The sequence below is a fragment of the Enterocloster sp. OA13 genome (genome assembly GCF_022440595.1).
Taxonomy (GTDB): domain Bacteria; phylum Bacillota; class Clostridia; order Lachnospirales; family Lachnospiraceae; genus Enterocloster; species Enterocloster hominis.
On the sequence record NZ_JAKNTF010000001.1, the window covers coordinates 2,559,807 to 2,581,299 of the forward strand.

17 protein-coding genes are annotated in these 21,493 nt (G+C 51.4%); all 17 read right to left on the bottom strand.

The genetic code is table 11. The features are described 5' to 3' along the window. Window positions 1–8: 8 nt before the first annotated feature. Window positions 9–1,343 carry a CdaR family protein gene (locus tag MCJ35_RS11405; protein ID WP_008716552.1) on the bottom strand — a complete coding sequence of 445 codons (1,335 nt, stop codon included), beginning with the start codon at window positions 1,341–1,343 and terminating at the stop codon, window positions 9–11. Beyond that, a complete protein-coding gene (gene cdaA / locus MCJ35_RS11410; RefSeq protein WP_008716553.1) occupies window positions 1,324–2,193 on the bottom strand; it encodes a diadenylate cyclase CdaA in 870 nt (289 codons plus the stop codon). Before cdaA ends, MCJ35_RS11405 begins: the two co-directional genes overlap by 20 nt. 31 nt (window positions 2,194–2,224) lie before the next feature. Next, entirely contained in the window at window positions 2,225–3,181 is a 957-nt protein-coding gene (locus MCJ35_RS11415; RefSeq protein WP_008716555.1) for a hypothetical protein, read from the bottom strand. Beyond that, complete coding sequence (locus MCJ35_RS11420) at window positions 3,178–3,609, bottom strand: hypothetical protein (RefSeq protein ID WP_025487070.1); 432 nt, start codon at window positions 3,607–3,609, stop codon at window positions 3,178–3,180. The genes MCJ35_RS11415 and MCJ35_RS11420 overlap by 4 nt, the downstream gene beginning before the upstream one ends. 156 nt (window positions 3,610–3,765) lie before the next feature. After that, on the bottom strand, window positions 3,766–7,116 hold the full coding sequence (locus MCJ35_RS11425) for a response regulator (RefSeq protein ID WP_240299486.1): 3,351 nt from the start codon (window positions 7,114–7,116) through the stop codon (window positions 3,766–3,768). Beyond that, on the bottom strand, window positions 7,113–8,390 hold the full coding sequence (locus MCJ35_RS11430) for an ABC transporter substrate-binding protein (RefSeq protein WP_008716561.1): 1,278 nt from the start codon (window positions 8,388–8,390) through the stop codon (window positions 7,113–7,115). Before MCJ35_RS11430 ends, MCJ35_RS11425 begins: the two co-directional genes overlap by 4 nt. A gap of 161 nt (window positions 8,391–8,551) precedes the next feature. After that, the gene (gene lysS / locus MCJ35_RS11435; RefSeq protein ID WP_025487069.1) at window positions 8,552–10,495 is read right to left on the bottom strand and encodes a lysine--tRNA ligase; all 1,944 of its coding nucleotides are present in this window, start codon (window positions 10,493–10,495) and stop codon (window positions 8,552–8,554) included. Window positions 10,496–10,540: 45 nt separating this feature from the next. Continuing rightward, window positions 10,541–11,023: a transcription elongation factor GreA gene (gene greA, locus MCJ35_RS11440; protein WP_008716565.1), complete on the bottom strand. Its 483-nt coding sequence runs from the start codon at window positions 11,021–11,023 to the stop codon at window positions 10,541–10,543. 129 nt (window positions 11,024–11,152) lie between these two features. Further along, entirely contained in the window at window positions 11,153–12,139 is a 987-nt protein-coding gene (gene dusB / locus MCJ35_RS11445) for a tRNA dihydrouridine synthase DusB (RefSeq protein WP_008716566.1), read from the bottom strand. Further along, a complete protein-coding gene (locus MCJ35_RS11450) occupies window positions 12,140–12,484 on the bottom strand; it encodes a DUF6145 family protein (protein ID WP_008716567.1) in 345 nt (114 codons plus the stop codon). 125 nt (window positions 12,485–12,609) lie between these two features. Beyond that, the gene (gene pfkA, locus MCJ35_RS11455) at window positions 12,610–13,584 is read right to left on the bottom strand and encodes a 6-phosphofructokinase (RefSeq protein ID WP_008716569.1); all 975 of its coding nucleotides are present in this window, start codon (window positions 13,582–13,584) and stop codon (window positions 12,610–12,612) included. Window positions 13,585–13,674: 90 nt separating this feature from the next. Next, entirely contained in the window at window positions 13,675–17,160 is a 3,486-nt protein-coding gene (locus MCJ35_RS11460) for a DNA polymerase III subunit alpha (RefSeq protein ID WP_025487068.1), read from the bottom strand. 119 nt (window positions 17,161–17,279) lie between these two features. Continuing rightward, a complete protein-coding gene (locus tag MCJ35_RS11465; RefSeq protein WP_008716573.1) occupies window positions 17,280–17,537 on the bottom strand; it encodes an HPr family phosphocarrier protein in 258 nt (85 codons plus the stop codon). Window positions 17,538–17,648: 111 nt separating this feature from the next. Further along, window positions 17,649–18,608, bottom strand: a complete 960-nt coding sequence (whiA, locus tag MCJ35_RS11470; RefSeq protein ID WP_008716578.1) for a DNA-binding protein WhiA — start codon at window positions 18,606–18,608, stop codon at window positions 17,649–17,651. Between the two features lie 7 nt (window positions 18,609–18,615). After that, entirely contained in the window at window positions 18,616–19,485 is an 870-nt protein-coding gene (gene rapZ, locus MCJ35_RS11475) for an RNase adapter RapZ (RefSeq protein ID WP_008716580.1), read from the bottom strand. A 46-nt stretch (window positions 19,486–19,531) separates the two neighbouring features. Continuing rightward, a complete protein-coding gene (murB, locus tag MCJ35_RS11480) occupies window positions 19,532–20,440 on the bottom strand; it encodes a UDP-N-acetylmuramate dehydrogenase (RefSeq protein ID WP_227796771.1) in 909 nt (302 codons plus the stop codon). A gap of 29 nt (window positions 20,441–20,469) precedes the next feature. Further along, entirely contained in the window at window positions 20,470–21,402 is a 933-nt protein-coding gene (gene hprK / locus MCJ35_RS11485; RefSeq protein WP_240299487.1) for an HPr(Ser) kinase/phosphatase, read from the bottom strand. Window positions 21,403–21,493: the final 91 nt, after the last annotated feature.

The following is a 21,493-nucleotide window of genomic DNA, read 5'->3' on the forward strand; positions in this document are numbered from 1 at the left end:
CCCGGACACTATGCCCCGGTTGTTTCCTTCACAGGATCCCCGGATTCATCGGCCACGGAATGGCTTTCGCCTTCTTCTGTTGTCTCATCTGCCGCAGACGGCCCTTTCTCAGTGACTGTTACCAGAACGCTGTTGCCGCTTACAAGCTCATAGGCATCGCCCAGCAGAAGCGTTACCGTCCCCATGTTATCCCCTGGTTCCATGCTGCTTACATCCAGCTCAGCCTGGATTGCTGCAGCTGTCAGCTGGTCCAGGTCTTCCTTCAGTCCCTTTACTACTATATTGAGTGATTTCCTGTCATATTCATAATCATACTGGCCGGATGCGCCAACCTGCTTAATCTGGCTCACAGGCATCTCATACGTCCTGCTCTCCAGGGCCTCCACCTTGATGACCACCTTAATCTCATTGGCAGCCGGGTCCGCCAGCTCAACCCCCTCCGGCAGGTACTTGTTCAGGTCAATGGTGACTTCCTTATCCCCTGTTGCACCGTCCATGTTCAGCTCAGACTTTGGGACCGTGACCGAATTCGCCCTGGCCAGGTCGGACTTGAGTCCTTTGACCTCCACGTAATTCCTGCTGCTCTCAATGCCCGTAAACCGGTAACCGTCTGCCACTGTCCCTTCTGTCTCAAAGGTCAGGTTCAGGTTCTTCTCCTTCAGTATGGGGAGGGTATAATCAATCTCAGAGCGGCTGAAGGTCACCCTGTCGCCAATCTGATCCGTAAGGTCATTGTTATTGGCGTCAAAGCACCTCACAGGCAATGTGCCTGACAGGTCGCTGTTGGCTCCCTCAACATTAATCACAATCCCCACGGAACTGATCCGTCCAACCACGGACACGGGTCCGCTTACATATATATACGTGGGTGAAACAGTGGCCACGCCGGGATTATATCCATCCTCGGGCACGCCTTCCGTCTTTGTCTCAAGATTAAAGGGCTTGCGCTGTAAATCCTCTGTCTCAATCCGGATGACGCTGGGCTTTGATACCACGGATTCCAGCTTGTTGCTGTTATTCTTCACTTCCAGTTTAACCGGCACCGCGCCTGTGGGTTCATACACATCCGCCAAATCAATATAGGCCCTGAAATCAGACGCCTTTATATTGGCGGAATCCGATGTGGTTACCTTATAGTACACGCTGACCGTGTCCCTGTCGCCTATGACTTCATATGTCTTTCCGCTGGATTCAAGGATACTCTCATTGAGTATTTCCAGGGGCACCTCCTGGCTGCGCGTAACTTTTGGATTCGCAATGTTCATCACCGCCAGCCATACAAAGAATGCCAGGAAGACGGAAAGTACTTTAAGCCCAAGGTTATTAGACAGCTTTTTTTCCATTCTTCAGCCTTCCCTTCCATATTTTAAAACGGTTTAAAGAAACAGATTCCTCCTTAACGGTGGAAAGGATCTTCTTTAAGCCTTCTGCGTCTGCAATTTTAGTCAGCATCCCTTCCTCTGCCACGGAAACCCTTCCTGTTTCCTCAGAAACCACGATTGTCACACTGTCCGTCACCTCGCTGACGCCTACTGCTGCCCTGTGGCGGGTACCCAGGTCCTTGCTGATGGTCATGTTGTCGGACAGCGGCAGATAACAGGTCGCCGCGGTAATGCGGTTTCCACGTATGACAACCGCGCCGTCATGAAGCGGGGTGTTGTGTTCGAATATGTTAATCAGCAGCTGGCTGGTCACCAGGCCGTTAATCTCTATCCCCGTCCTCTCGATTTCCTTCAGGGAGGACCCTCTCTCGATTACCATCAGGGCCCCTGTCTTTACTTTGGCCATCTCAAAGGTGGCCCTGACAAGCTCGTTGATGGTCCTGTCACTGAACGCCTGGCTGTCCTTTCCGTCATCAAAGGAAAGGATGTTGGATATTATGTTGCGGCTTCCCAGCTGTTCCAGGGCTTTGCGCAGTTCAGGCTGGAATATTACCAGCAGGGCTGTCACTGCAATGGTCGTGGTATTTTCCAATATCCATAATATAACGGTCAGGTGGAACACGGCAGCAAATACCACAAACAGCAGGATGACCAGCAGGCCCTTTAACAGGTTCCATGCCCTGGTGTTCTTAATCCATACAAGGATTTCATACACCAGGAAGGAGATGATAACCATCTCCAGAATATTCCCAAGTGATATCCTTGGCAGCAGAGTCAGCCATGATGACATCTGTCCTAACATTTCTGCCATGTCGTCACCTCCTTGCATTTAATCTTTTTCATTAATACACGTTTCTCTCCCTTGTGCTGCGTTTTCTGGAACTTATTTTCTGTACTTTTACATCCGGGGTGCTCACGTTCATCTTGGGCACTGCCTTGACGTAATAATAATAATCGTCATCTTCAAACTGGACATATTCCGTCCTGGTATAATCCACTGTGATGATAAAGAAATTATATACCACCGCAATGAGGGTTGACAATAGTATGCCCAGAATCAGCTGGCCCACTGCCACGGATACGCCAAAAACAAAATCCCCCACAAAGATAACCAGCAGTTCTGCCACGGAACCGGCTACGATGGCAATGATCCATGAATAATCCATGGACAGCCTGCGTATCAGATACACGATGATGATGCCCACAGCACAGGTTGCAATCATGACCATCATGGTCTGGTTGAATATGACGGACTTAAGGATCTGGCTGTACTTCTGCACAATGTCAACAGAGCCTTCATTGGTGAGGACACCTGCATTCTGCTTTACATACATCACAAGATAATACAGGAAAACCCCGCAACCCACCGGAATCACGGATGCAAGGCTGCCTCCCAGTCCCACCAAAAGAGGGATTGCGTAGGGAATCTTAAATAGGAATGCCAGGGGTGTAAGTACAATCAGGTAGCTGTCCCCGGGCTTGAAACCATAGTAAAGGATTGCAACGGTCAATATAAGCACCAGCGTAATCAGAGCCATCTCCAGCGACACCGCATAAACATGGGCCACAAGAAGGCAGGCTGCCAGGAATACGATGGCGCCGTAGGGTAAAAGGGAACTTACCAGGCATACCAGGATGATTACCAGCGGGTTCTTAAGCTTGTTCATATAGCCGATATTGGCGTTCAGGCTCAGGAACGTACACAGTGCAAACAGGAAACGGATGACCGGCTGTACGCCATAACTGTACTTATTATAAAATTGCTTTAATTGCTCTTTCCATAGCAGAAGACTTGTCATCTGGCCCTTCCTCCTCTGTTATCCCTCATTCTGTCAGTCCTGTCCTTATCGTAGCGCTTCAGCAGATGCTTAAGCTTGGAAGCGTACATGGTCTGGGAGCGGGACGCGTAATCATAGCGCTTGGCATACACAATCCAGGTAATGAACAGGTAAACCACCAGGCCTGCCACATAGATGATCCCCCACTGCTTTGCAGAGTGAAGGATTTCGTCAATACTCATATCATTCAGCAGCTCGTCCAGTTTATAGAGAACCCACATCAGAAGCAGCAGACAATAACAGAAGGTATACCCAAAAAATGAGCGGAACATCTGTCCGCCTACATAATCCTTTTTAAAATAGCGGTTGATAGGGAATATCTTCTTGCCTTCATTCTTTTCAAATATGGCCAATTCCGTCATATATTTGACCTTTTCCTCGTTCAGCATAGGCACTCCTTAGGAATCTCATAACATATCAATTTAGTATACCACAAGTTTTTATGTTTTGCGACACCTTAAATTAATTTTTATGTTTTTGTAAGGAACTGGAAGAATTGTTTCCCCAAAAAGAACAGGTGCCGGGAATTCATTCCGGCGCCCGTCCTATTTTCCGCTTTCACCATTCAGGTATCTGGAAAGCAGCGATTCCAATGCATCCAGGTCAATGGGTTTTGAAAAATGTGCATTCATGCCGGCCCTTATGGCCGCCCTCACATCCTCCTCAAAGGCATTGGCAGTCATTGCAATGATCGGCATACAGCTTACATCCCTCCGTTCCAGGCCCCGGATTGCCCTGGCAGCCTGATATCCATCCATGACCGGCATCTGGATATCCATGAATATCAAATCATAATATCCTTCCTCCGACCTCATCACCTTATCCACGGCCTCTCCGCCATCCACGGCCTCCTCAACCATGATTCCCATCTCCCGGATCAGGGTCCCGGCAATCTCCCGGTTGATTTCATTGTCTTCTACCAGCAGGATCCGTTTCCCTTTATAATCCAGCCTCTTTTCCGTCCTTTTATCCTCTCCCGCGCTTCCGTCCAATCCCCTGAGCAGGTAACACATTTTAGAGCGGTAGAAAGGTTTGGAGATAAAGGCAGTAACCCCTGCCTCCCTGGCCTCACACTCTATCTCCGACCAGTCATAAGCGGTCAGGATGATGACCGGCACCGCCTCCCCCACATTTTCCCTGATACGGCGCGCTGTTTCAACCCCGTCCATGCCAGGCATCTTCCAATCAATGATTATGAGTTCATATGGGTCTTTTGTGTCCTTTGCATCCGCCACATATCTTACACCTGTTTCTCCGTCCGTGACAAAGCGGGCCCTGAGTCCCATATCCCGAAGCAGTTCCACTGCATTGAGGCATGTCTGCCTGTCGTCATCCACAATCAGGCTGTTTATCCCAAGCCAGGCCTCCGGCACCTGCTCCTTAGGCGCATCCTGCAGCTTAAGCGGAATGGATATGGTGAAGACGGAACCCTTGCCGGGACTGCTTTCCACATGTATATCCCCATTCATCAGGTCTATGATGTTTTTTGTTATGGCCATTCCAAGACCGGTACCGGCAACCCTCATGCCGGCATGGTCCCGGGCGCGCTCAAAGGGCTGGAAGATATGTTCCAGGAATGACGGTTCCATTCCCACCCCTGTGTCCGTGCAGCGGAACACATAGTTTGCATAACCCAGGACCGGGCTTTCCTCCTGCCATGCCTCAATCCTGACAAATCCTCCTGGCGGGGTATATTTTACCGCATTGCTCAGGATATTGATACATACCTGGCGCATCCGGAGGGGGTCCCCAACAACATTTTCATGCTTCATGGGTGAAAGACAGACATCCATGGCAAGCCGGCCTGCGTTTGCCTGCGAACGTATAAGCTCGGCCGCATCAGCAACCAGTTCAGGGAAATTAAAAGGTTCGTCCCTCATTGAGAGTTTTCCGTTCTCTATCTTTGACATATCCAGGACATCGTTAATCAGGCTTAAGAGATGTTTTCCTGAAAGATTAATCTTTTTCAGGCATTCCAGAACCCTGTCCCGGTCGTCAATGTGTGCGGCTGCTATTGCCGTCATCCCTATGATGGCATTCATAGGGGTACGTATATCATGGCTCATGTTGGAAAGGAAGCGGCTCTTTGCATTGCTTGCCGCCTTGGCGCTGTCCAGGGCGCTCTCAAGAGCCAGGCGCTGCTGTTCCTCTTCATGGCGCTGTTCGTCAATACGGCGTGAAATAAGGATGGCCAGCATATCATCTGAATAAGGATTATCCACATAGATGATCTGGGTGGATATCCAGTGATACTCCCCGTCCGCCAGCAGATGCTTTGATTCCAGGAATACCTCATTCTTATTATGTACCAGGCTTTCACGCAGGGATTCCAGTGAAAAACGGCTTGCGTATTCCTTCCGGTTATCCGGGTGCACGCCGGATGAAAAATCCTCATAAAGCCGGCTGTATGTTTCCTGGCTTCCCAGGTCCGTCATGAGACCCTGTCTGACATAGATGAAATTCAGGGTATCCCTGGTCAGGTTCAGGCGTATGATTACCGGATAGGCATTGGAGATGGCCCCTACCAATGTGATGCGTTCCTGGAGCTTGTCGCGTTCCGCTGCTTCCTCTTCCAGTTTCTCGGCTGTTATGTCATGAAAGGTTGCAATCAGCACAGGGGTTCCATTTTCATCCATCGTCTTCTCCAGAATACCTGCTCCCCAGAAAACTTCCCCGCTGTTTTTCAGCATGCGCTTTTCAAATCCGGCCTTGCCTCCTTCCCTTGATGCATGGTCAAGGAGCCGGTCCATATCCTCATGGTCATCCGGGAGTATGACTTCCCTGATGCTCCTTCCGGATATGGCCTCATTGGAGGTGCCTTCCGGATATCCAAGCAGTTCCATCCCTTCCCTGTTAAGCTGGATGAACCGGTTGGGTTCTTCCACAGTTATCAGGGCAATGCCTTCCGGCACAGCGTTATACAGATGTCCGATGTAGGCGGCCTGGTCCATGAGCCGCTTATTGGTCCTTCTCACATAGCGGATATAAAAGGCGGCCAGGACAGATATCCCCAATATGATGCTGGCCATCAGGGACAGGGCCCGCATGAGGATTTCATTGGTCTGCTCATTCACGGTATGCTGCGGGATGATTGATACCAGATACCAGTCAGACTGCAGCTTTAGCGGTATGAAGCAGAATACGGTCTTTTCCCCCTGGTATGTGAACACAGCCCAGCCATTTCCCGCGTTTTCCAGGGCCTGGCTGAACTCTTCCAGCTGTTCTGGCGCATTCTGCGGCACATCCAGCATATCAAAAAGGTTCCTCACGGTTTTATTGCTGCCCGGATGGGGGGAACGGATCAGTATATCCCCCTTTGTGTTCACAACATAAGAAAAGCCTGCATTATCATAAAAGGAAAGACTGAAGCTGTCCACAATGGTGTCCACTTCATACTCCTTAACCAGATAAGCCTTTGTACCGTCAGCCAGGACAACCTGATTGTAGAGGTTGAACACATTCACCCCTGTCACGCTGCTTATATGCGGGTTGATGATGCCGCTTTCCCCCTGCTGTCCGAATATCTGTTTCCCGGCCTCTTCATCCCATCCCCCATGTCCGGGCAGGCAGGTGCCGTCGGGAAGGTAAAGGCTTACCCCATGGCGTGAGCGGGCGGAGTGCTCCAGTATTTCCCCAATCTCCTGCTTCTGCAGCAAAGAATATCCGCCCAGCTCCACTGCCGCGTCCTCCATATCCTCATACGCTTCCTGAAGCTGTATGCGCAGTGTGGTACAGCCCTGCTTCGTGCTTTCCATGATTGTATGGATGGACTGTTCCCAAAGCTGCGTGCTCACATCCTGCACGAAAAGGAAGGTAAGGAAACTAAGGGCCGCGCCAATCAGGACCGCTGCCAGGATGATTTTTGATTTAATGTTTACACCATTGTGGTCCGTCATGGTGTCCCTCCTTCTGTAATGCCCTGTTTATCCATCCAGTCCATGACAGCTTCAAGCGGCTCCCCTGAAAGAAGCTTCCGGGAAACCTCCGCCGTCAGGTTCCATATTGGAAGTTCGAGAAATCCGTCCGTACCGATCACGGTCCTGCCTTCCTGGTAGCAGGATATCAAAGGTTCAATTTCCTTGACAGATGAAGGCGCCCCGTTTTTCAGCGGGCTTAAGGAAGACTGCTGGTCCGCGAATTTCTGAATATTCTCCGGCCTGGTAAAGTATTCCACAAACCGCGCCGCCGCCTCGGGATATTCACTGTCAGCATTGATGCTCAGACGCGTATCCGCATTAATGACCACAAGATTCCCCTCATCCAGGACCGGGTAAGGGACCACCTGGAACTTAAAATCCGGTTCCATGCCTTTTACCCGACCGGCCGCCCATGCGCCGGTCAGCATGAAGGGGGACTCACCCCTGACAAATTCCTCCAGGTCATCTGAGGTTTTCATTGTTGTAAGGGATTTCCCTGCATCCACATAACCTCTGGTTATCAGTTCCTCTGCCAGGGAAAAGCCAGGCCCCAGATACCTGCTGATGGGTTCCTGTCCTCTGTTCAGGCGTTCAAACACCTCCATCTGACGTTTTTCCTGGTATACGTCATAAAATCCCCTGCCGATTGCCAGTGTTTTTAAGGAAATGTCATTATTGGCAATGACCGGCGTCATGCCCTGTGAAAGAAAATATCCACATGTATCCTCCCACTCCCCAAGGTTTTCCGGTATCTTCTGCTTATGTTCCTTTAACAGGTCCATATTGCAGTAAAGGCCAAACACGGACACGGTTGTAGGCAGCCAGTATATCTTCCCGTCATCCCCCATCTGGCTGAGCATGATATCCGTATAATTAGAAAGCGTACTGACACCGGAAAGGTCCGCCAGCTGTCCCTTATCCCGCAGCTCCAGCACCGTGTCATGGTTCACCATGAAGATATCATCCCCTTTACCAGCCGCCATGCGCCTGCAGAGGGCGTCATAATATTCCGTTCCCTTCAGGCTCTCATAGGATACCCGTACGTCCGGGTTTTCCTTCATGAAACCAGTAATGATTTCCTCAATCACGATCACGTTTTCCGTCTCATATTTATTTCCAAAAAAAGTAATCATCACAGGCTCTTCCTGGGCCTTGCCGTAATTCACCACCCGGTTTCCGGCGCCGCAGCCCGATATCAGGGCCGCAGATAAGGCTACCGTTATGAAAAGTCCTGATTTTATTCCCTTTTTCATTGATATTCCCCTTTAATCTACTTCTCTTAAGACAAACATATATATTATACCACGTTACGGTCAAAGCAAAAAGGACATTTCTAAAATCCCTCTTAGAAATGTCCTCTTACTGCTAATCAGAAATAAATTCCCTGTTCAGGAATGAATCATCAAACAACCTCTTAGTACAGCTTTGCACCAGCCGGGATATGGTCGTCCACCACCAGAAGATGGAGCCCTTCTGCCCCGTCCTCCTCATGTACCGCAGATATCAGCATACCGCAGGAATCAATGCCCATCATCTTGCGCGGAGGCAGGTTTACAATGGCAATGGCCGTCTTCCCAATCAGCTCTTCCGGCTCATAATACTCATGGATCCCGCTTAAGATCGTGCGGTCCGTGCCTGAACCGTCATCTAAGGTAAACTGTAGAAGTTTCTTACTTTTCGGTACTGCGGCACAGTCTTTGATCTTCACAGCACGGTAATCAGATTTTGCAAATGTTTCAAAATCAACCATTTCTTCAAACAATGGCTCAATCTTCACGTTAGAAAAATCAATTTCCACTTCTGCTTTTTCTTCAGCATCCACGGATTTCCCTACTGGCTTTTCAGCCTTCTTAGGCGCGTCAGAACCGCCCAGTGTCTTCATGGTCGGGAACAGCAGCACATCCCTGATTGCCGCTGAATCCGTCAGCAGCATGCACATACGGTCGATTCCAAACCCAATGCCGCCTGTGGGAGGCATACCCACTTCCAGGGCATTGATGAAGTCCTCATCCGTGTGGTTTGCTTCCTCATCCCCCTGGGCCAGCAGTTCCTCCTGGGCCTTGAAACGCTCCCTCTGGTCAATGGGGTCATTGAGTTCAGAATAGGCATTGGCCATCTCCCAGCCGTTCATGAAGAACTCGAAACGTTCCACATACTCCGGATCCTCCGGTTTCTTCTTGGTCAGCGGTGAGATTTCAATGGGATGGTCCATGACAAAGGTCGGCTGGACCAGATGCTCTTCCACAAACTCCTCAAAGAAAAGGTTCAGGATATCGCCCTTCTTATGGCGCTCCTCAAACTCCACATGCTTTTCCCTGGCAGCTGCCCTGGCTTCTTCCAGGGTGTGGATCTGTGAGAAGTCCACGCCGGAATACTTCTTCACCGCATCCACCATGGTAATACGTTCAAATGGCCTGCCTAAATCCATCTGGATCCCGTTATAGGTAATGGTGGTGGTCCCCAGCACCTCCTGTGCCACAAAACGGTACAGGTTCTCTGTCAGGTCCATCATGCCATGGTAATCCGTATATGCCTGGTACAGTTCCATCAGGGTGAACTCCGGGTTATGCCTGGTGTCCAGTCCCTCGTTGCGGAATACGCGTCCAATCTCATAAACCCTTTCAAGGCCGCCTACAATCAGCCTCTTTAAGTAAAGCTCCAGTGAAATACGAAGTTTTAAATCCTCATCCAGTGCATTGAAGTGGGTTTCAAAAGGTCTTGCTGCAGCTCCGCCCGCATTGGCAACCAGCATGGGGGTCTCCACCTCCATGAAGCCTTCCCCGCCCAGATACTTACGGATGGCGGCAAGAATCCTGGAACGCTTGATGAAGGTATCCTTCACCTCCGCGTTCATGATCAAATCCACGTAACGCTGGCGGTAACGCATATCCGTGTCTGTCAGTCCATGGAACTTCTCAGGAAGCACCTGAAGGCTCTTGGAGAGAAGGGTCACCTCTGTGGCATGGATGGAAATCTCGCCTGTCTTGGTGGTGAACACAGTTCCCCTGATGCCAACCACATCGCCGATGTCCATTTTCTTAAAATCCTTATACGGCTCTTCCCCTACGCTGTCGCGGGCAACATAGACCTGGATATTGCCTTTTAAATCCTGGATATTGCAGAAAGAAGCCTTACCCATGACGCGCTTGAACATCATACGGCCTGCTATGGCTGCTTCCTTCCCTTCCCACTGCCCGTAATTGTCTTTCACATCCATGCTGTGGGCAGTCACATCATATTTTGTAATCTGGAAAGGGTCCTTTCCAGCTGCCTGAAGTTCTGCCAGCTTATCCCGCCTGGCCTTCAGCACATGATTCAAATCCTGTTCTGCCTGGTTAACCTTCTGCTGATCTCCCACGTTTCGCACTCCTCCTGCGTTCATCTATTCTATCAATCGGTTTCCTTATGAAACCCTCTGGATTTCCAGCACCTTGTACTGGATATCCCCGGCCTGTGTCTCCACTTCAACACAGTCACCCACAACCTTGCCGATCAGGGCGCGGCCTACCGGCGACTCATTGCTTATCTTATTCTGCAGGCTGTTGGCCTCGGTGGAACCTACGATATAGAATTCCATCTCTTCATCATATTCAACATCCAGAAGCTTAACCTTACATCCAATGTTAATCTTGTCAAGGTCAATCTCATCCTCCACAACAACCTCTGCGTTCTTAAGCAGCTTCTCCAGCTCCTCGATACGCAGCTCGATGTCCCTCTGCTCATCCTTGGCAGCGTCATACTCCGCGTTCTCGGACAGGTCCCCCTGCTCCCTGGCTTCCTTGATTTTCTGTGCTACTTCTTTTCTTTTGACAACCTTCAGATTCTGCAGTTCATCCTCATACTGTTTGAGTCCGGCATATGTCAATATGTGTTTCTTATCCGCCATTTTACCTGCTTCCTTCCTTTTGATTCTTTGATTTATGTTTGTTTTCACTTAAGTATCTGTCTTACTACCTACACATTCAGTGTATTATATAAGAAAATATGGCTATTGTCAAGAATGGTTTCCATCTTTTCACCGTGGATCTGACGGCGGGATTGACGGTGCGGTCCGATTCAGAAGTCCTGCCAGTCCTTTCAGGGTTTCCACCTGGTTGATTTCGTTTCTGAGGGCAGCTGAATGGGGCATCCCCTTGGTGTACCAGGCCACATGCCCCCGCATCTCACGCATGGCGGTCTGTTCGCCCTTGTACTCCGCCAGCATATGCCCATGGCGGAGGATCATTGCCTGTATCTCTTCTATAGAAGGTCCTGGAAGGATTTCCCCTGTGTCCAGGTAATGGCTGATCCGCCTGAAGATCCACGGATTTCCCTTGGCGCCCCTGGCCACCATGATTCCATCGCAGCCGGTCTCCTCCATCATACGCCCGGCATCCTGGGGCGTGAAAATGTCCCCGTTCCCAATCACAGGAATCTTCACTGCCTCCTTCACCTGCCGGATGATATCCCAGTCAGCCTTTCCTGAATAGTACTGTTCCCTTGTCCTGCCATGGACAGCCACTGCCGCCACGCCGCTGGCCTCAGCCATTTTTGCAAACTCCACCGCATTGACGCAGGTGTCATTGAATCCCTTGCGGAACTTGACCGTAACCGGCTTCTTCACCGCCTTCACCATGGCTGAAAGGATTTTTTCAGCCAGTTCAGGATTTTTCATAAGGGCGGAGCCTTCTCCGTTATTCACGATCTTAGGCACTGGACACCCCATGTTCACATCAATGAAATCATATGGACCGTCCTCAATCCTGGCAGCAATCTGAGCCATGATATCCGGGTCCGAGCCAAAGAGCTGGATGGCTGCCGGGCGCTCCTGCGGGTGTATCTGCATCAGCTCCTTTGTGTTCCTGTTATTGTACAGGATGGCCTTTGCACTGACCATCTCCGTCACCACACATCCGGCCCCCTGTTCGCGGCAGAGCAGACGAAATGGCAGGTCCGTCACTCCTGCCATGGGTGCCAGTATCACATTATTGTCAAGAATGGTGTTTCCTATCCGCAGTTCCATCTATTCTTCACCGTCCAGGTCCAGGTCTTCCCCCAGGAAAAATGTCCTATAGTACAGTTCCAGGGATTCAAGCATCTCCCTCTTTTCTTCCTGGTACTGCTTAATCTTAAGGACACTGCCAATCTCATCAAACAGGTAATCCTCCTCAGGAGCCGTGACCTTGAATTCCAGGGCTCCGCTGTCATCAAACTCCAGGGTCAGGATTCCCCCCACATCCTCAGTATAAAGAACGCACATGATGTGCAGCTCATCCTTAATGGACTGGGGCAGTGAACTGAACTCCTGGTTAAAATAATACTTCTGTTCATAGGAATTGGCTCCGCAGAGCACCTTTGTATCCATCATCTCATCTCTCCACAAAAGTCCGCTGCCCCGGAGGAGATAACCTACCGCAGGCGCGGACTTTCCATTCATTCTATATTCGGATGCGGCCAGGGCCTTACATTATTGATACACTGCCGCAGCGCCCCTTACCTTATGAGCAGCTTTGCAACCTCATACTGCTCTTCCGGAATATCCTTTTTCATGTTCAGGGCTTCCTGGATATCATAATCCACGAATTCGCCGTGCTTATAGGCCACCAGACGGTTGCTCTTGCCTTCAGCCAGAAGTTCTGCCGCCTTGGCGCCCATGATGGAAGCGTAAACCCTGTCCTTACAGGTCGGCGTGCCGCCTCTCTGCATGTGTCCCAGGATGGTTGCCCTTGTCTCGATTCCGGTGGCTGCCTCAATACGCTTTGCCATGGAGCCGGAATGTCCGATTCCCTCGGCGTTAATGATGATATTGTGCTTCTTGCCCCGTCTGCGGTTATCGATGATCCGGTTGATCAGCGCCTGCTCATCCCCGTCATACCGCTCCGGGAGAAGGATATCCTCTGCCCCGTTGGCAATGCCGCACCACAGCGCAAGATAGCCCGCGTTCCTTCCCATTACCTCCACGATGCTGCAGCGCTCATGGGAGGTGGAGGTGTCACGGATTTTGTCAATGGCTTCCATGGCGGTGTTGACAGCTGTGTCAAAACCAATGGTATAATCCGTACATGCAATATCCAGGTCAATGGTTCCCGGAAGTCCGATTGTATTGATTCCAAGGGCGGAAAGCTTTCCCGCGCCCCGGAAGGAACCGTCGCCGCCAATGACCACCATTCCGTCGATTCCATGCTTGCGGCAGATTTCAGCGCCCTGCTGCTGGCCTTCCGGTGTGGTAAACTCCTTGCATCTGGCTGTGTAAAGTATGGTACCGCCCTTGTTGATGGTGTCCGATACGCTGGTGGACTCCATATCCACAATCTCTTCTTCCAGAAGTCCTGCGTAGCCACGCATGATTCCCTTCACCTTAAGTCCCTTGTTAATTGCTGCACGAACCACTGCGCGGATTGCCGCGTTCATTCCCGGCGCATCGCCGCCGCTTGTAAGTACTCCAATGGTCTTCACTGCCTTTGCCATAGCAATTTACCTCCTTGTATTAAGCGCCTGCGTCCGCCGCCTGCGCAATGTCACTCTTATTCATTCTCTCATTTTATGCCCAACGCTATTCTAATGCATTTTTCCCAGCTTTTCAAGACCTTTTTCTACCACTTTGACATTTTTTTCACCAAGTTCATGCTGCAGCCCTTGTAAAAGCTGGTCCGTGACATGTACATTCCAGGAGGGGGGGAGCATCTTTTTGGCCCGCTCCTTCTGGAGATAGATGACCACCCGGTCCTTCCCTTCGCTGGACTTCAGCAGGGAAAGCAGCTTCTGTTCCCTTTCCTGGTAGGCCTCCTTATCCGCAAACTGGACCCACAGCTCCTTGGGTGTGTCCTCAAAAGGCACCACCTGTTCACATACCAGCTTCCCCACTGGGTCATCACCTATGGAAACCCTGCCGCGGATAAAGAGCTTGGCGTCCTCGGTAAACAGTTCACGGTTGCCTTCATAGTCCTTGGGGAACACAATCACTTCAACCGAACCCATCAGGTCTTCCAGGGTAATGAACGCCATCAGCTGGTTGGTCCTGGTGGTCTTCACCGTCTTTCCGGCAACCATGCCCCCGATGACGACCCTGCTCCCGTCCTGGACACCTGCTTTTTCCGTTTCCTCATCTACCATGAAATCAGCAGATGTTGCGGTTATGTTCCTGCGCCAGGCCTCCTCATAGTCATCCAGGGGATGGCCGCTGATGTATACGCCCAGGATTTCTTTTTCAAAAGCAAGCAGTTCTTCTTTGGAGTATTCCCCCACATCTGGAAACGTAATCTGAAACTCGTTCCTGGCCTCCTCGCCGGCAATGTCAAACAGGCTCAGCTGGCCTTCAAACATGGATTTGCGTTCCCTGGCCTTCTCCTCCAGCATGGTGGGCGCCACCGCCATCTTCTGCCGCCTGGTTCCGGGCAGCGTGTCCAGGGCGCCGGATTTGATAAAGTTTTCCAGCGTCCTCTTGTTGACCTCCTTCATGGACATGCGGCCCACAAAGTCCTCCATGGAACGGAACGGCCCGCCCTTCCCGCGCTCTGCCAGTATCACATCCACAACCGGCTTGCCCACGCTCTTGATGGCGGAAAGCCCGTAGCGGATGGCCTCCCCTGACACGGAAAAACCGCTCTCCCCCTCATTGATATCCGGGGGCAGCACAGGAATCCCCATCATCCGGCGGCAGGTAAGGATATATTCAGAAAACTTGCCCACATTATCCATGACCGACGTCATAAGGGCAGCCATGAACTCGCGGGGATAGTAATATTTAAGGTAGGCGGTCTGATAGGATACCACGGCGTACGCAGCTGCATGGGACTTGTTGAACGCATACTTTGCAAAGTCAATCATCTCATCGTAGATGTGGTTGGCCGTCTTCTCATCAATCCCGTTCTTCACGCAGCCCTTAACGCCCTCTTCCTCATTGCCGTACACGAAATTATGGCGTTCCTTTTCCATGACAGAGGTCTTCTTCTTACTCATGGCCCTGCGCACCAGGTCGCTGCGGCCCATGGTGTATCCGGCCAGGTCCCGCACGATCTGCATGACCTGCTCCTGGTATACGATACAGCCATAGGTGGGGCTCAGTATGTGTTCCAGCTGGGGGCACTCGTAGGTAATGGATTCCTTGTCATTCTTGCCTTTCAGGTACCTTGGTATGAAATCCATGGGACCCGGGCGGTACAGGGAGATACCTGCGATGATATCCTCCAGGTTCTCTGCCTTCAGCTCCTTCATGAAGCTTTTCATCCCCGCGCTTTCCAGCTGGAACACGCCTTCCGTCCTTCCGGTCCCAATGGACTCCAGCACCTGCTTATCGTCAAAATCAATATGGTCTATGTCAATGCTTATCCCATAATCCTTCTCAGCAAGCCGCACCGCGTTCTGGATGACGGTAAGGGTACGAAGGCCCAGGAAATCCATTTTCAGGAGTCCCAGCTCCTCTATGGTGGTCATGGTGAACTGGGTGGTGATGGTACCGTCGCTTGCCCTGGAAAGTGGTACGAATTCATCAATGGACCGGCTGCCGATCACCACGCCCGCGGCATGCATGGACGTATGCCTTGGCAGGCCTTCCAGACGCTTCGACATGTCAATCAGGTTACGCACCTGCTGGTCTTCATTATACGCCTTTTTTAAATCCGGATTCATCACCAATGCCTTATCAAGGGTCATTCCCAGGTCATTGGGTATCATCTTGGCAATGGTGTCGCACATGGAATAGGGCAGGCCCAGCACCCTTCCCACATCCCTGACCACGCCCTTAGCTGCCAGGGTACCGAAGGTTACGATCTGGACCACCTGGTCCTTGCCGTACTTGCGTACCACATAGTCTATGACCTCCTGGCGCCGTTCATAACAGAAATCAATATCAATATCAGGCATGGACACCCGCTCCGGGTTTAAGAAACGCTCAAACAGGAGGTTATAGCGGACCGGGTCAATATTGGTGATTCCCAGGGTATAGGACACCACGCTTCCGGCCGCGGAGCCGCGCCCCGGTCCCACCATGATGCCCTGGGAACGGGCATAATTGATGAAGTCCCAGACAATCAGGAAATAGTCCACATATCCCATGGTACGGATGGTATCCAGTTCATAATCCAGGCGGCTGCTTAAGGTGCCGTCATCCTCCGGGTATCTTGTCTTAAACCCCTCCCGGCAGAGATGGTTCAGATAGCTCCAGGAATCAAAGCCTTCCGGCACTTCGTATCTGGGAAGCTTGGTAACGCCGAATTCAATCTCCACATTGCAGCGTCCGGCTATCTTGTGGGTGTTCTCCAGGGCCTGGGGCGCATAGGGGAACAGGGCCTTCATCTCCTCCTCGGACTTGCAGTAATACTGCCCGCCCTCATAGCGCATGCGGTCCTCATCCTCCACCTTCTTGCCGGTCTGGATGCACAGCAGGATATCATGGGCCTTCTCATCCTCCGCGAATGTATAGTGGATATCATTGGTTGCCACCAGTTCAAGCCCGGTCTCCCTGCTCATGCGCATCAGGCCCTGGTTGACCAGCTTCTGGTCAGGCAGCCCGTGGTCCTGCAGCTCCAGGAAAAAGTTGTCCTTTCCAAATATGTCCACATAACGTCCGGCTGCCCGCACAGCCTCCTCGTACATGCCCCTGGTAAGATACCTCTGTACCTCGCCGGCCAGGCAGGCGCTCAGGGCAATCACCCCCTGGTGGTACTTTGCAAGCACCTCATAATCCACCCTGGGTTTATAATAAAAGCCGTCCACAAATCCCTTGGACACAATCTTCATCAGATTCTCATACCCCTGGTTGTTCTCTGCCAGAAGCACCAGATGGTAGTACCTGTCCTCGCCGCTGACAGTCTCCCTGTCAAACCGGGAGTTGGGCGCCACATAGACCTCGCAGCCAAGGATGGGCTTAATGCCTGCTTCCTTTGCAGCTTTATAAAAATCAATCACACCATACATCACACCGTGGTCCGTAACAGCCATGCTGTCCATCCCAAGCTCTTTGGCCCTGGCTGTCAGCTCTTTAATCTTGCAGGAGCCGTCTAACAGACTGTATTCTGTATGGACATGTAAGTGGGTAAATGCCATTGGTTCTCTTCTCCTTCCATATGAGTTATAGTTTAGCATAGATCCGGTCAAAAGAAAAGAACCAGGTTAAAGAGCTCCCGGTTCTTAAATCTATGATCATACTCTGTATAAGGCGGTTGTTATTCCTGGTTCTTCAGATACTTCTCAATCTCAGAAACTGCCTGTTCCTCATCATCACCTTCAGCCACCACTGTAATGGCTTCACCGGCAGTGAGGCACAGGGTCATCATTCCCATGATGCTCTTGGCATTCACGCGCTTCGCCTCAGCTTCCAGATAAATCTTGCTTTCGTACTGGCTTGCCACCTGTACAAGCATAGCTGCCGGCCTGGCTTCCAGCCCTGATGACAATTCAACTGTGATCAATTTCTTTACCATAATTATCCTCCTCATTCCTTTGAATGGTACGCAGCCATGTCCGCTGCCCAAGCAGCCCTGTCACGGCTTCCATTCCGGTGCCCATACTGAATTGTACTTAATGAAACAATACTAACTGTCCGGCAACTGCTGCCGCAGGTCATCCGCCATCTGGCCCAGTTTCCTCAGACGGTGGTTTACACCTGATTTGCCCACTGGCGGTTCTAAGGCCTCTCCAAGCTCCTTTAAGGTTGCTTCAGGCCGTTCCAGCCGTATGCGGGCCATGTCCTGAAGACTTTCCGGAAGCCCGTCAAGTCCTATGGTCTCCTGGATAAAACGGATATCCTCCATCTGTTTTACCGCCGCAGACACGGTCTTGTTGATATTGGCTGTTTCACAGTTCACCTGACGGTTCACATTGCCGCGCATCCCTCTGAGTATCCGGATGTTCTCCAGTTCCATAAGGGCCACGGGCGCCTCCATCACGTTAAGGATGTCCACAATCTGGTCCCCTTCTTTGATATAGACCACATAGTACTTTTTCCTCAATACTATCTTGGGTTCCATATCAAACGCGGCTATGATGCCTTTAAGCTGCTCAGCCTTTGCCATGGAAGGGCAGACAATCTCAAAATGGTAGAATTTCTCCGGGTCACTGATTGAACCCGCAGCGAGAAACGCCCCTCTGATAAAAGCCCTTCTGCAACAGGCATTCTGAACCACCACATTGCGTACCAGCGACAGATCCTCCCGGATCTCACCCTGGGCGTCAATGAGCTTGGCCGCCTGAAGTACCTTAAGTGCATCATCATGTTCCCTGACTGCTACAATATATGTCCGGTTCCGCGAAACATTCCCGCCTCTGCGAATTGAAACATCAGTACTTATATTAAATGTTTTTTTCAATAATGTAAAGTACTTTCTTGCAACTGCCACATTTTCTGTATGCATTTCAATGGAAAAATGGTCGGACGCCGATATTTTCACCCGGCCGCAAAGGCTTAATATGGCAGACATCTCCGCTATCCGGCAATGTCTTGCAGCGCTTGCCTGCCTGGAAAGTTCATCTTTTACTCTGGAAGAAAATGACATTTTTATGCTACTTCCTTTTATTATCTTTGTCAATATCCCTGTGTTCAATCTTAATGCCGTAGGTCTTGTGGCCGGACAGGTGCCCGTAAAGCGCATTGGCCATGGCAACCGAACGGTGCTTTCCCCCGGTGCACCCCACCGCAACAACCAGCTGGTTCTTGCCCTCACGGATGTAATTGGGGAGAAGGAAATCAATCAGGTCATACAGTTTATCCAGGAATGCCTGTCCGGTCCCGCCCTGCATCACAAAATCCCGGATGACCTGGTCTTCCCCGGTCAGCGGGCGCAGGTCCTCCACATAATATGGATTGGGCAGGAAACGCACATCAAAGACCAGGTCCGCGTCCTCGGGAATCCCATATTTGAAGCCGAAGGAAAGGATGGTGATGAACATGTTATTGAAATCCTGGTCCTTAAGGAAAATCTTCTCCAGCTCCTGTCTCAGTTCCCTGGTAAGCAGCTGGCTCGTATCAATGATGAAATCGGCATCCTTCTTAAGGAATGCCAGCTTCAGGCGCTCCTTCTCAATCCCCTTGTCCAGACGGCCGGCCCCGGCAAGAGGATGGCTGCGCCGTGTTTCCTTATACCGCTTGATGAGGGTCCCGTCATTGGCATCCAGGAACAGGACCTGGTAATCCAGGCCCGTGTCCTTCCATCCCTTAAGGATGGCCTCCAGCTGGTTCAGTTCCTCGCCGCTTCTAATATCAATCCCAAGGGCTGCCTGCTTAATCTCACCGCCGACCGCCGCCAGCTGTGAGAATTTATCCACCAGTGAAATGGGGAGGTTATCCACACAGTAAAAGCCCAAATCCTCCAGCATCTTGAGCGCTATCGTCTTGCCTGCCCCGGACATTCCGGTTACAATCACAAGCTTCATCCATCCACCTCTGTCCCGTCTGATAATATGCCAGTACTGCGGCCTGTCAGAACCGGCCCCAGCGTTTCACTTCCATCTCCAGTTCCACACCGGAGGTTTCCATGACCTTTTTCCTGACATGGCCGCAAAGCGCCATCACGTCGGATGCCGTTGCGCTGCCGCTGTTGATTACAAACCCACAGTGCTTTTCAGACACCTGGGCTCCCCCCACCTGATATCCCCGAAGGCCCGCGTCCTCAATCAGCTTGCCAGCAAAATACCCCTGGGGGCGTTTGAAGGTGCTGCCTGCGCTGGGATATTCCAGGGGCTGCTTCTCCCGGCGCCGGTCTGACAGTTCCTTCATCCTGGCTTCGATTGCAGCCCTGTCGCCGGGTTCCAGGCCAAATACGGCTTCCAGTACGATATACCCCTTGGATGGGATACAGCTGGTGCGGTACCCCAGGTCCAGCCGGTCCGCATCCAGCACAAGGACCTCGCCTTCCGGGGTCATGACCCTGGCTTCCCTGAGGATATCCTTCATCTCAAAACCATAGGCGCCTGCGTTCATGACCAGTGCGCCGCCTGCGCTGCCCGGGATCCCTGCGGCAAATTCCATGCCTGTCAGGGAATGCTTAAGGGCCAGATGGGCCGCCCGGCTTAACAGCTGGCCGCCTCCCACGCGAAGGAATCTGCCGCATGCCTCCATATGGCAGATTCCCTCCATGGCAATCACCGCTCCCTCGCAGCCGCTGTCGCTGACCAGAAGGTTGCTGCCATTCCCAAGAATCCTCCAGGGCACATGGTAGGTCCTTAACACACGCAGCACGGCCGCCAGTTCCTCCTCGCCGGAAGGACTTATAAAGACCTCTGCCGGTCCTCCGATCCGAAAGGACGTATGTCTGCTCATGGGTTCCATGAACCTGCATCCTGGCAGTTCTGATTCAAGGATATCTTTTAATGTGTGTTCCAAATTCAACTTGCAATCCTCACTCAATATTCATTTTCTTAATCATCGCTGGCTTTCCCAAGGTTGGCCTGCACTCTGTTGTACAGCTCCTGGGCAGCATTATAGCCCATCTTCTTCTGGCGGTAATTGACTGCGGCGGATTCCACGATGATGGCCAGGTTACGGCCGGGACGGATGGGTATTGTATGGCATACCACCTGGTTGCCCAGGAATTCCGTGTAGCTGTCTTCCAGTCCAAGCCTGTCGTATTCCTTATCCCTGCTCCAGTCCTCCAGCTTTATGACCATGTCGATGTTCTGGGTATCCTTCACGCTCTCCACGCCGTACAGGGTCTTGACATCAATGATGCCGATTCCCCGCAGCTCAATAAAGTGCTTGGTGATATCCGGCGCACTGCCCACCAGGGTGTCATGACTGACCTTGCGGATTTCCACCACATCATCGGTGATAAGACGGTGTCCCCTCTTAATCAGTTCAAGGGCAGCCTCACTTTTGCCAATCCCGCTCTCTCCCATGATCAGCACGCCTTCACCAAATACATCGATGAGCACTCCATGAATGCTTATGCAGGGGGCCAGCTTGACATTCAGCCAGCGGATCACTTCCGCCATAAGGGCAGACGTGGTCTTATCGGACACAAGGCAGGGCACGCCGTAATAATTACAGAACTCCAGCAGGTCCTCATCCGGTTCCTGGCTGCGGCTGAATACAAGGCAGGGAATCTGGCTGGATGTAAGTTTATCATACATCAGGCGCTTGCGCTCCTGGTCCATGGTATTAATATATGCCTGCTCAACGTATCCGATGATCTGAACCCGTTCCCTGTCAAAATGGTCGAAAAATCCGGTGAGCTGCAGGGCAGGACGGTTCACGTCCGGGTGTGTCAGCACGATCTTGTCCGTGTCAATATCCGGAGTGGTGTTGCGAAGCTTCATTTTCTCAATTAATTCCGATATGGTTACTCCATGCATGGTAATACCCCCTTAAGCTGCTTATGCTTCTATTTTAACTCTTATCATACTATCATACTTTAAACTTCTTGTCATGTGTTTTCTCCCAAGT